Source organism: Margalitia sp. FSL K6-0131, from assembly GCF_038008735.1.
In the GTDB taxonomy this organism is placed as follows: domain Bacteria; phylum Bacillota; class Bacilli; order Bacillales; family Bacillaceae_C; genus Margalitia; species Margalitia shackletonii.
The window spans coordinates 1,390,295-1,402,590 of the sequence record NZ_JBBOZS010000001.1; the positions used below are offsets into that span (position 1 = coordinate 1,390,295).

Consider the following 12,296-nt stretch of genomic DNA (forward strand, 5'->3'; position numbering starts at 1 on the left):
TTCAAAATGGCAGGCTTAGAAAATTGCCCTAAATGCGGTAACCTATTCGTGAAAAATAATCTTCGCGATGTATGCGAAAATTGCTATAAAGAAGAAGAGAAAAAATATGAGCTAGTATCAAAATTTTTAAGAAAACGTGAAAATAGAGCGGCTATGATCACAACTATCGTAGAAGCAACACAAGTAGAAGAAGAACTTATTTATAAATGGGTGAAAAAAGGTCGACTTCATACCACACATTTTCCAAACTTAGGTTACCCATGCAGTAAATGTGGAACTCTTATAAAAGAGGGAAAACTTTGCAAATCTTGTACCTCGGAAATAAAAAAAGATTTAAGTCACTTCGATGAAACGGAAAAACTAAAAGTCGAAAATACAAGACATCAAACCTATTTAAGCAAATAGGAAAAATAAACTATAAAACATCCGCTAAATCTTCCGATATAATAAGAAGAAGCATATACGTTCGTACGAAAGGGGCGTAGACAATGAAAATCAATAATTACGGAACATCCGGAATCAATCCCTATAAACAACAAATGAACAAACTAAATCAACAAAAAAATATAAACAAACAAAACGACAAAGTAGAAATATCTGCAACGGCCAAGGAACTCCAACAAGTTTCCAGCGTAGAAAAAGACCGCCAAAAGAAAGTAGAGCAGCTCAAAATTCAAGTGGAGAACGGACAATATAAGGTTGATCCGCAAGCTGTTGCAAAGGGCATATCAAAATTTTACTTTGGAAAATAGAAAGGAGGAACCTTCATGTCAGAACCATTAATAGAAGTCCTTGAAAAGTTGGGTAAGCTGCACGAAAGTTTATATAAACTATCCTTAGAAAAAACTACAATTATTAAGGAAAACGACATGGAGAGCCTCCAGCAAATATTAAAGGATGAGCAAACACATATCACGGCCATTAATACTTTGGAAGTCGAACGTCAAAGATTAGCCAAGGAATTTTTACATACAGAGAAGGATGTAACGATTTCTGACTGCATAGAAGCTGCACCTATCGAATTGAAAGAAAAACTATCAACCTTACAAACAAAAATCGTAAACATCATAGAAAAATTGAAAGAACAAAACGAATTAAACCAATCGCTAATCTATCTTTCATTACAATACGTCAACATGTCACTAGACATGATTCAACCAAAACCTGAAAGCTATACATACGGAAGACCAAATCAACCCAAAGCACCTCAAAAGCCTTCATTTACTGCATTTGATTCGAAGGCGTAAAAAGATCAAAACATGTTAATGGAGGTTTACACATGACTTCAACATTTTTCGGCCTTGAAACAGCCAAGCGTGGGATGAATACCCAACAAAACGCGTTATTTGTGACAGGGCAAAATATTTCGAATGCGAATACACTTGGATATACAAGACAAAGAATCAATTTTGAAGCAACGTCACCATATCCACATGGAGGGATGAGCCGTCCACAAATACCTGGACAAATGGGAACAGGAGTTAAAGCTGGCTCTATTCAACGTGTTCGAGATTCGTTTTTAGACCAGCAATATCGTGGGGAGAATAGTAAACTAGGATATTGGAGTACTCGTTCAGATGCATTATCCAAGATGGAAGATATCTTGAATGAACCAAGTGATAGTGGACTTTCCGCCGCTATGAATCAATTTTGGCAATCATTACAGGATTTAAGTACAGGTCCGGAAAACGATGGGGCAAGAGCAGTTGTGCTACAACGTGGACAAGCAGTAGCGGAAACTTTTAACTACTTGAGCAATTCTATTAAAGATAATCAACAATATATTGGAAATGAATTGGACGTATCTATTACAGATATAAACTCTATTCTAAAGCAAATAGGGGAAATTAACCAACAAATCTCAAAAGTAGAGCCTAGTGGCTACTTGCCTAATGATTTGTACGATGAACGAGATCGTTTAGTAGATCAACTTTCAAACTATTTCAATGTGCAAGTTGAGCCTAAATCTAGCGGCGGTAATTCCTCCCCGATTGCAGAAGGAGTATATGATATAAAAATTACGGACTCCAATGGTAATGATTATTACCTAGTCAAAGGCTCAAACTATGGAAATATGGGAATTACAGGAGGGACTGGAAGCAGTGGGAATTTTCCGCCTGCTGATGGTGTTACCTCGTTAAATATTACAGATGCAGATAATAATTCGCAAAATGTAAACTTCTTTGATAATGGTCAGGTAAATATTGGTCAAGGGAAACTTCGGGGGCTAATTGAAAGTTATGGTTATAAGGACAACAGTGGAAATTCCAAAGGCATTTATCCAGAAATGCTAGATCAGCTCGACCAGTTAGCCTATACATTTGGAACTGTATTTAATCAAGTACATCAAAAAGGGTATGGCAAAAATGGTGAAACCGGCAATGACTTTTTTGATTTATCCTCCCTTTCTGATTATCATGGTGCAGCTGGTGCAATTAAAATAAATTCTAGCTTGTCAAAAGACATGATTGCGGCCTCAACAGCCTTAAAATCACCAACCGAATCTGAAACAGGCAACGGGTCTAATGCTATAAATCTGGGTAACGTACTAAGCTTTGATTTGTCAAAAGGAACCATTACTCTTGAAGGATTTTCTACCCCAACGACTATAACTGTAAGTGGTTCTGGAACGATTACTTCAAACTACCAAGCTATTATAGGTAAATTAGGCGTTGATGCTCAGCAAGCAAATCGTTTAACAGCAAATAGTCAAAGCCTGACACAATCTGTAGATCAAAATCGTCAGTCAGTAAGCTCAGTATCATTAGATGAAGAAATGATAAACATGATTAAATTTCAACAGGCATACAATGCTTCAGCAAGAAATATTACGATTGTAGATGAAATGTTAGACAAAATTATAAACGGTCTTGGAACCGGCGGAAGATAGAGAGGTAAAAGTTGATGCGTGTAACTCAATCTATGCTTTCTAATAACTTTTTGAAAAATTTAAGTAATAGCTATGATAAAATGGGAAAAATCCAAGAACAAATATCATCCCAAAAGAAAATTACGCGTCCATCGGATGATCCAGTAGTAGCCATGAAAGGAATCGGATTTCGTACTGATTTGCAAGAAGTATCACAATTCAAACGAAACTTTTCTGAGGCACATAATTGGGTGGATAATACAGATGATGCATTAAGCCAAGCAAGTAAAATAATGCAGCGAATTAGTGAAATAACAAATCAAGCTTCCAATGGAACTTTAACAGATACTGAAAGATCATCTGTTGCAAAAGAAGTTACGCAACTCCGCAATCAATTAGCGGATATTGCAAATACAAAAGTTGGGGAAAAATATATTTTTAATGGCACTGATACATCTACAAAACCAGTAGATTTAACAAAGACTCCCCCTGTATCTATTAATACAAACCCAGTAAATATAGAATTATCAAAGGGTGTCTATATACAGGTGAACAGCGATGCAAGCAATGTGTTCTCCTCAGACTTATTCGACAAGTTAGATAAGTTGTCAAAGGATTTAGAATCGAATAATCCAACTAATATTGATCAATATATTGATGAAGTGAATAATCTAAATACACAAATTGTGAATGAACGTGCTACCGTGGGAGCTCGAAGTAATAGAATTGATCTTATGGAAGATCGTATTGGCCAGCAACAAGTATCGGTAACAAAGATGATGTCAAAGAATGAGGATGTTGACATGGAACAAGCCATTACCGATTTATTGACACAGGATTCTATACAACGTGCTGCACTTGGCGTAGGTGCGAAAATTATCCAGCCTACACTATTAGACTTTTTACGTTAAAAGCTATTCTATCTGGATAGCTTTTTTTACTAGAGGTGAAAATAAGTGAAACTACCGCAAATAAGACTTGAATCACAACCTGCTATGATTCAAATGAATTCAAAAATAGCTACTCAATCGATAGAGCAGCCAGCTGCTGGATTAGATATCCAACAGCCGCCTGCTGAGTTACATATTGAACGTACACCTGCTAAATTCACCGTTGATCAGTCACAGGCATGGGCGGATATGGACTTAAAACCTATTTCGAAAAGAATTAAGGAATTTGCTCAAAATGGTTATCAAGATTGGCTAGATGGGATTGCCCGCAGAGCGGAAGAAGGAGATCAATTAATGAGAGTTGAGAATGGCGGAAATCCTATAGCCTCTATCTCGAAAGAAAATAGCAAGCTTCCTACTCACGAATTTAATTTTGGGCTTGTTCCCTCTCCGCTGAGTGTAAAAACATATTTTGACCCATCGAAGCTTGATATTCAATGGGATACAAAGAAGCCTTCGATTAATGTTCGAGTCAATAAACCAATTATTGAGTATAATCCTGGAAGTGTTAACATTAGTATGAAACAATATCAAAGCTTAAAAATTGATTTTACTAATATTAATAGTATCGGATCCAATTTTGAAAATCAGATTTAGGAGTGTTTATATTGAAGCTGCAAACGAAGTATCATGGAGAGATAGTAATTAAAAAGGACGACATATTAACATTTACAAATGGTTTACCAGGATTCCCGGATGAGAGGGAATTTATATTATTACCTTTAAATGAAAATCAACTATTTTCTATCTTACAATCTCTTCAAACGAAGGAAGTTGCTTTTGTTTTAACCAGTCCATTTGAGTTTTTTTCAGAGTATGAAATTCAATTAGATAGTCAAACATTAGAACAATTAGATATCAAAAATGATAAAGACGTAAGTGTCATGGTTATATTGACCGTTCATGATCCATTTAACAAAACAACAGCTAATCTACAAGCTCCAATTGTTACGAATATCAAAAACCGTCAATCAAAACAATTGATTCTCAATGATTCCAGATACAAAACAAAGCACCCAATTATTACTCTGCAAACAGAAAACGTAAAGGGGTGACCGAATAGTGCTTGTACTAACCAGAAAAAAAGGCGAATCCATTCAAATTGGTGAAAATATTGAAATTCAAATCGTTTCTATCCAAGGTGATCAAGTAAAAATAGGTATTAACGCTCCAAAACAAATTGAAATTCATCGAAAAGAAATCTACCAGGAAATCCAATTAGAAAACACAAATGCTGCTCAAGGAATCGAAGGTTTATTAAATATTCTCTCGAAAACAAACAAAGAATAAAAAAAAATTTAAAAAACTATTAAACCTTAGCGAAACCTGTCGATATTACTATTGTAAGCGAGAAGTTGAGGGCGGCCGACCTTAGCTCATCACTTAGACTAAAACAAAATATGTTCACACGGATGTGAACTGTTAATTCAAGGAGGAATTTCCAATGATTATCAATCATAATATTTCAGCAATGAATACATCTCGTATGTTAAACACTAATGCAGATGCTGCAGCTAAATCTTCAGAAAAACTATCTTCAGGATACCGTATCAACCGTGCATCTGATGATGCAGCTGGTCTTGCAATCTCTGAAAAAATGCGTAACCAAATCCGTGGATTAGGTCAAGCACAACGTAATGCTCAAGATGGAATTTCTTTAATTCAAACAGCTGAAGGTGCATTGAACGAAACTCATGCTATGCTTCAACGTATGGCTGAATTAGCAACTCAAGGTGCAAACGAAACAATTACTGCTTCTGATGCTGCCAAAATCCAAGCTGAGATGGATCAATTATCAGATCAAATTGATAGCATTTCAAGCCAAACTCAGTTTAACACTAAAAAGTTATTGGATGGTACAGCTTCTGCTCCATTAAAATTCCAAGTAGGTGCTAATAGTGGAGAAACTATTTCTTTATCTCTAGTTGATGCAACTGCAAGTACATTAGGTGTTGCTAAAGGTACTCTTACAATTGATGCAACAAATGGTAGTGCAGCTTCTGCTCTAGATAAAATTCAAGATGCAATTAACAAGGTATCTGAATCTCGTTCAAATCTTGGTGCGGTTCAAAATCGTTTAGAACACACTATTAACAACCTAGGAACAACACAAGAAAACTTACAAGCTGCTGAATCACGTATTCGTGACGTTGATATGGCTTCTGAAATGATGAACTTTACTAAAAATAACATCCTTACACAAGCTGCACAATCTATGCTTGCACAAGCAAATCAACAGCCACAAGGTGTACTTCAATTACTTCGTTAATAATAATAAAAAAAGAATCTTCCTTATGGGAGGTTCTTTTTTTGTTATTATTAGAAGACATAAATATTGAAAAGCTAAATTAAAAGGCAGATACCTAAAAATATGTATTATTTTGTCGATATAAAAAATAGAATTAGAAAGTGAAAAGGTGAATTAGATGGAGAAACATACCATATCCTTATGCATGATTGTAAAAAATGAAGCAAAGCATTTAGGAAAATGTTTACAAAGTGTAAAAAACATTGTAGATGAAGTAATTCTTGTTGATACAGGTTCAACTGACCAAACATTAGATATTGCAAAAAAGTTTGGTGCGAAATTATTCTTTTTAAAGTGGAATAATGATTTTGCAGAGGCAAGAAACTATTCTATTCAGCAAGCAAAAATGGATTACATTCTAATTATGGACGCTGATGAATGGTTAGATGAAAAGGTTGATTTACATACGGTTTTAAAAAATGAAAAAGACTATTATATGGTTCGGATTAAGAATGAAACTTCAAGTGGAACTGCAATCATTCATTCAGCTGTTAGGCTTTTTAAAAATAATATTGGATTAAAATATTTTGGTAAAATACATGAACATTTAAATATTGAAGATGAGTCATTAAATTTAACAAGTGATACTGGAAAGATTTTATTGCATCATATTGGATACAAGGAGGAGATTTATCATGAAAAAGGAAAACATGAGAGAAACTTAAAACTCTTATTAGAAGAAGTGGAACGGAATCCTAGCGGCTACAATCTATATAATTTAGGAAATCAATACAAGATGAATAACCAGCATAGTGAAGCTTTAGAAGAATATAAAAGAGCTTTTCCATTATCAAAAAATAGAGTTCATGTAAATCATCTTCTCTATAATATGTTAGATTGTCTTCGAATTTTAGGGAAAAATGAGGAAGCACTTGATATTGTTAGTGCATCCATTGAAAGTTATCCCAACTATACTGATTTTTATTTTATACAAGGAAGAATTTATGCAGAAATGTCTTATTTAAAGGATGCTGAAAATTCATATTTAAAATGTATTGAAGTAGGCGAAGTCGAGTCTGTTCAAACATTGGAGGGAGTTGGTAGCTTTCTTGCCTATACCTGCTTAGGGGAAATTTATTTAGAATTGGGGGATAACCTAAGAGCGTTTGAAATGGCAGTAGAAGCATTAAAAGTAAATAAATATTATATGCCAGCATTAAGAGTGTATTTAGAAACTTTAATTAGAACTAAAGTACCTTGGGAAAATATAAAAGACAATTTAAAAACTGTTTTTCCTGTGACGAATTTTAATGATTTAAAACATTTAATTATTGCTTTAAGCTTTATGAGGAGTCCACTATTACAAACGTACATAGATTTATATAAACTTAGTGTATCGAATTCAGTAATGGGTATTTCAAATCTTTATTCACGGAAATATCTCAGCTCATATCAAATTTGGGAAAACGGTGACATTGAAAGTGAAGAATATCGAGATATTCTTTTGTTATCATTTATTTTGCAAAAAAGTGAACTACTACATAAATGTCAACCATTTGTTAATTTGAATAATAAAGAATGGAAATTATTTAAAAACCTTGTTCATCGTAAGGAAGTTGAAATTGCGAAAGTTAGTGAAGAGTTAGAAGATATTATTATATTTATTGCAGAACAATTAATACATTTAGGTGAAGATGATGAGTTTAATTATTTATTCAATACGATAACTAGTGGTACTGTTTCTTTGGTGATTAAATTATCAAACATATTAATAAAAAATGGCTTTACTAAAAATGCACAAGAACTTTTACTTGCTTTTTATACAGAAAATCAAACTAATAAAAAATATGTCGAATTATTAGCAGATACATGTTACAAACAAAATCAATTTTACGAAGCACTTTCATTTTATAATCGTGCAGTAGAATTAAAGAAAGAGTATATAACATTCGAAAAAATATATCGAACATATGAGAAATTAAATGATCAAAATGGATTATTCATTATAAAAAATGAAATAAGGAAATTATTTCCAATTTCATTATGGGTCAGATAGAAAAAAATGAAGAAACCAAGGCAGAGATAGTATTATTATATTTAAAACTAAGAGTATATATCTAAAACGAAATTGAAATAAAATAACTGATTTAGCTTCAAATTAATTGAAATACCTATTGAATACCTTTTATATATTGGTATTAAATAGTGTCGGGGAATTATGGGTGCTTTAGGAAAGACTGAACATTGTATTTACCTAAATGATATAGAAAATACTTATAGCTTATTCCTTGAAAAAGAAATTGAGCGAGATTTTCTCAATTTGATAAAGATATCCATAACACCATTTGGTGATTATTTATATCTATAATACTATCTCTGAATTAAGAATTCTTCTTGAGAACTTAACTGGCGCTTCAAATTTTAATAATATTTTTACTTTTTTTATATTTATTCCTATATGATATACAAATGAGTATAATTGCACATTTTGATAGAATCATGTGTGGCAATTTTAGTAGGATGTTTCCTAAATGGTTCTTTGACGGACTATAAAGCACGTAGTTGTCTTAATGCTTAATAAGTACCAATATTTTCACAATGTTAGATTTTTTATATCCTATTAAACTATCCTGGAGTGAAGCCGATAATATTACTGTTTAGTATTGCAAAATACCTATACTTTCTACAGTTGATTGGGAGATATTTATATGAACAATAATGTTTTAATTGAAATTGAAAATTATATAGAAAATAACGACTTTGAAAATGCTTTATCTCTCATATTATCTAATGAAAGAGGATATGAAAATAATGCAGATTTTTGGAATTTAAAAGGCGTACTTTGTTTTAAAGTAGACGAGATAGCTGTAGCTATATCTTGTTTCTCTAAGGCTGTTGAGTTAGATACTCATCATCAAAGTGCCAGAGAAAATCTTAAATATCTCAGAAATCTGATTATAACTACTGCAAACGAAGATTTATCCAATCTGAATGACGAGAAATTTATAACTAATATAGTTGAAATTTTGGAGAGCATGACTTCAAAAGTCGAAGCTTGCATTATAAGCCTTAATGAAGATGACTTAAATACATGTCTGCACATTCTTAAAGACATACAAAATGTTATGAATTTATGTAGTGCAGAGATTACACGACTAAAAAAAATTGTATCCTCACGTTTTATGTCAAATTTATTCGAAAATATTTTGGAATGCTTAGGAAATTGTTTCCAAGATTACAACCAAAATAGTGGAGAAAAATTAACACTGTTAGTTGAGTTTACTCTATATCCTTTGATTAAAGAGTTGCGAGAAGAGATTTACTTCTTTGGATTAATCTATCCACACCCTGACAAGTTGGATCAATACTATAAAAATGAATTTGCTTCAGCAAATGCAAATCATTATGCTAGAAAATCACTAATAACTGGGGAATATAAGTACCCAGTATCTATATTAGTACTTGCTTATAATAAACTTGAATTCACCAAGCTATGTGTTGAATCGATACTAAAATATACAACGGAAATTGATTATGAACTTATACTAGTTAATGATGGTTCAAGTGACGGTACCAGAGAGTATTTTGAAAGTGTGCCTTATAGAAATAAAAAGATTATTAGTTATAGCAAAAACAATGGTCCAATGCTTGCTTTTCTAATAGGTGCAAGGACAGCAGAAGGTCGTGTTTTGGCAACAGTTAATAACGATGCTATTGTGACAGAGAAATGGCTGGAAAATCTATTAATCTGTTTAGAATCAGATAAAAAAATAGGACTGGTTGTTCCAACCACAAATAGTATATCTAATAATCAAGCAATATCTGTACAATATGAAACATTAGAAGATATGCAAAGGTTTGCACGCGGGTATAATGAATCAAATCCGAACAAATGGTTTGAAAGAGAAAGGCTTTGTCCTTTTATAAATGTATTTCCCATGAGTATATATGGTAATGGAATTTGTCCTGACCGTATGTTTCAATATGGAGAGTTTTCTGATGACGATTTTTCGTTACAACTCCGTTTAAATGGATATAAGCTTATACTAGCGAAAGATACTTTTTGTCATCATTTTGGAAGTGTTTCTTTAGGTGAAGCACAAAGAAAAAGCAATTCACTTGAAATTAGTAGAGGAATATTCAAATTAAAAAACAAATTAGATGCTTGGCATGATTTTCAAAATAACGTCAGTCACTTATTAACTAATATTGAGCATAAGAATAACGAATCTATTAGTGTTTTATGTATTGACCCAGGGTTTGGAATGGTACCTTACCAAATACGGAATTCATATAAAGAAAATGGTAATTCAAATGTGAGATTGTATAATTTCTCAACTCATAAAAAGTTTACAAATGTTTCTAATAAACTATTTGATCATTTTATTTCAGCTGAGACTTATATGGAAGTATTAGAATTACTTAGTGGGAAGTCATTTGATTACATTTTATTTTGCAAGCCTATTGAAGAATATCCAGATGGGGAAATAATTCTAAAAAAAATAAAAACACTATTATCCAATAAAGGTGAAATCCGTTTCTTGGTAAGTAACCCACATAGTGCAAATACTATTGTTAGTTTACTTTCAATGAATAAAAATGCTTTAGGTGAAAAGGTATTTAAGAAGTTCACTTCTCTAGAGGCTATTGAGAAAATATTTTTGGATGAAGGATTTACTAGTGTCAATAAAATCGGTATTACTTCAGGCAGTAGTCCAACTGTTGTGGATGCCGTAAAAAAAATGGCTTCCATCATTAATATAGAAATTAATAGCGTTCAAGATATTCTTTATAGCTCAGATATGTTGTTATTCGTTGTTAAAGTCTGACTAGTGAAAATGACAGTTGAAATTTTGCAACCAGATTAGTTGTAGGATATCGGTTATTTTCTGTTAAATCGATTAGTAGATTTAACTAAAAATATGGTTAGGGAAAATGTTTGCTCCTTGGCAGTATAATAGTGACTTAAAAAAATTATGATCCTTTTTATACATCCATGGAAAACTCGATGAGGCAGCATGATGAGATTGAAAAGAATCTTTGAAGTCCCTTTATTTGTTTAATAACTTGAAATGGTAATAGCATTCTTAATTTAAGGGGGAGTTATTACTTCCCCTTTTTATGTTTGCTAGAACAACTTATTTATAAGTAATAATCAATTTTTTTCTTAGACAAAAAAGCACTTACTGTGCTTGTAATTTGCTTACCAATAGAGAGTTTAAATAATCCTAATATTTTTAGGATTACTTTCGAATTATTTTATGAAGCATAGGCTTTTAAGCCATTCGAAATCAAAAACCAAGTAGAAAAAGAAAATTGTTTGGAGGTATCCCGATGAAGGGAATTATATTAGCAGGTGGATCTGGGACCAGACTGTATCCGTTAACAATGGTAACAAGTAAACAGTTACTTCCAATATACGATAAACCTATGGTGTTCTATCCATTATCTACTCTAATGCTTGCTGGTATACGTGACATACTTATAATATCAACTCCTCATGATTTACCTGATTTTCAGAAATTACTAGGAGATGGGAGTCAATTCGGAATTACATTATCCTATAAGGAACAACAAAAGCCTGAGGGGTTAGCACAAGCGTTTTTGATAGGCGAGGATTTCATTGGAGATGATTGTTGTGCTCTAGTTTTAGGTGATAATATTTTTTATGGTGGTGGTTTGATTAACAAACTAGAGAAAGCTGTTACAAATGCACAGGAAGGAAAGGCAACAATATTTGGTTATTACGTTAACGACCCCGAGCGTTTTGGTATTATGGAGTTAGATGAGAATGGAAAGGTGATACGTGTACAGGAAAAACCAGATAATCCAAAATCCAACTATTGTATTACAGGTCTTTACTTTTATGATAAACGTGTAGTTGATTTTGCAAAAAGAATAGAGCCTTCTCTTAGGGGAGAATTAGAAATTACAGATTTGAACTGTTTATATTTAGAAGATGGGAGCCTAAATGCTCAGTTAATGGGGAGAGGGTTTGCTTGGTTTGATACTGGTACAATGGATAGCCTAATGGATGCAGCAGATTTTATTCAAACAGTAGAAAAACGTCAAGGAGTTAAAATATCTGCTCCTGAAGAAATTGCATTTAGAAATAGATGGATAACAAAAGAAAGTCTTATTAAATCAGCAGAACTTTATGGCAAATCACCATATGGATGGCACTTAAAAAAAGTTGCTGATGGAAAGTTCATCTATTAAATAGTGAGGG

General features: G+C 32.7%; 12 protein-coding genes. All 12 read left to right on the top strand.

Features of this window, described 5'->3' with window-relative positions:
* The first annotated feature begins 6 nt into the window (after positions 1–6).
* The 12 genes from NSQ59_RS06620 (at position 7) to rfbA (ending at position 12,286) form a co-directional block, all read left to right on the top strand.
* Entirely contained in the window at positions 7–405 is a 399-nt protein-coding gene (locus NSQ59_RS06620; protein WP_055738696.1) for a TIGR03826 family flagellar region protein, read from the top strand.
* 83 nt (positions 406–488) lie between these two features.
* Positions 489–752, top strand: coding sequence for a flagellar biosynthesis anti-sigma factor FlgM (flgM, locus tag NSQ59_RS06625; RefSeq protein WP_055738697.1), 264 nt, complete (start codon positions 489–491; stop codon positions 750–752).
* A 15-nt stretch (positions 753–767) separates the two neighbouring features.
* Positions 768–1,247 (top strand): flagellar protein FlgN, encoded by a 480-nt coding sequence (locus NSQ59_RS06630; RefSeq protein ID WP_340830274.1) that lies wholly within the window; start codon positions 768–770, stop codon positions 1,245–1,247.
* 32 nt (positions 1,248–1,279) lie between these two features.
* On the top strand, positions 1,280–2,890 hold the full coding sequence (flgK, locus tag NSQ59_RS06635; protein WP_055738699.1) for a flagellar hook-associated protein FlgK: 1,611 nt from the start codon (positions 1,280–1,282) through the stop codon (positions 2,888–2,890).
* Positions 2,891–2,904: 14 nt separating this feature from the next.
* Positions 2,905–3,780 carry a flagellar hook-associated protein FlgL gene (gene flgL, locus NSQ59_RS06640; protein ID WP_055738700.1) on the top strand — a complete coding sequence of 292 codons (876 nt, stop codon included), beginning with the start codon at positions 2,905–2,907 and terminating at the stop codon, positions 3,778–3,780.
* A gap of 45 nt (positions 3,781–3,825) precedes the next feature.
* Complete coding sequence (locus NSQ59_RS06645) at positions 3,826–4,416, top strand: DUF6470 family protein (RefSeq protein WP_340830279.1); 591 nt, start codon at positions 3,826–3,828, stop codon at positions 4,414–4,416.
* Between the two features lie 8 nt (positions 4,417–4,424).
* Positions 4,425–4,874: a flagellar assembly protein FliW gene (fliW, locus tag NSQ59_RS06650; RefSeq protein WP_445669236.1), complete on the top strand. Its 450-nt coding sequence runs from the start codon at positions 4,425–4,427 to the stop codon at positions 4,872–4,874.
* Between the two features lie 7 nt (positions 4,875–4,881).
* Complete coding sequence (csrA, locus tag NSQ59_RS06655; protein ID WP_340830283.1) at positions 4,882–5,109, top strand: carbon storage regulator CsrA; 228 nt, start codon at positions 4,882–4,884, stop codon at positions 5,107–5,109.
* A gap of 154 nt (positions 5,110–5,263) precedes the next feature.
* Positions 5,264–6,088, top strand: a complete 825-nt coding sequence (locus NSQ59_RS06660; protein WP_340830285.1) for a flagellin N-terminal helical domain-containing protein — start codon at positions 5,264–5,266, stop codon at positions 6,086–6,088.
* A 157-nt stretch (positions 6,089–6,245) separates the two neighbouring features.
* Positions 6,246–8,123 (top strand): tetratricopeptide repeat-containing glycosyltransferase family 2 protein, encoded by a 1,878-nt coding sequence (locus NSQ59_RS06665; protein ID WP_340830287.1) that lies wholly within the window; start codon positions 6,246–6,248, stop codon positions 8,121–8,123.
* A gap of 652 nt (positions 8,124–8,775) precedes the next feature.
* Complete coding sequence (locus NSQ59_RS06670; protein ID WP_340830290.1) at positions 8,776–10,896, top strand: glycosyltransferase family 2 protein; 2,121 nt, start codon at positions 8,776–8,778, stop codon at positions 10,894–10,896.
* Between the two features lie 505 nt (positions 10,897–11,401).
* Positions 11,402–12,286, top strand: a complete 885-nt coding sequence (gene rfbA, locus NSQ59_RS06675) for a glucose-1-phosphate thymidylyltransferase RfbA (RefSeq protein ID WP_340830292.1) — start codon at positions 11,402–11,404, stop codon at positions 12,284–12,286.
* Positions 12,287–12,296: the final 10 nt, after the last annotated feature.

Coding starts and splice junctions, on each gene's coding strand:
- rfbA (WP_340830292.1), top strand. CDS start 11,402: ATGAAGGGAATTATATTAGCAGGTGGATCTGGGACCAGACTGTATCCG.
- flgK (WP_055738699.1), top strand. CDS start 1,280: ATGACTTCAACATTTTTCGGCCTTGAAACAGCCAAGCGTGGGATGAAT.
- NSQ59_RS06620 (WP_055738696.1), top strand. CDS start 7: ATGGCAGGCTTAGAAAATTGCCCTAAATGCGGTAACCTATTCGTGAAA.
- NSQ59_RS06630 (WP_340830274.1), top strand. CDS start 768: ATGTCAGAACCATTAATAGAAGTCCTTGAAAAGTTGGGTAAGCTGCAC.
- NSQ59_RS06670 (WP_340830290.1), top strand. CDS start 8,776: ATGAACAATAATGTTTTAATTGAAATTGAAAATTATATAGAAAATAAC.
- NSQ59_RS06665 (WP_340830287.1), top strand. CDS start 6,246: ATGGAGAAACATACCATATCCTTATGCATGATTGTAAAAAATGAAGCA.
- NSQ59_RS06660 (WP_340830285.1), top strand. CDS start 5,264: ATGATTATCAATCATAATATTTCAGCAATGAATACATCTCGTATGTTA.
- flgM (WP_055738697.1), top strand. CDS start 489: ATGAAAATCAATAATTACGGAACATCCGGAATCAATCCCTATAAACAA.
- flgL (WP_055738700.1), top strand. CDS start 2,905: ATGCGTGTAACTCAATCTATGCTTTCTAATAACTTTTTGAAAAATTTA.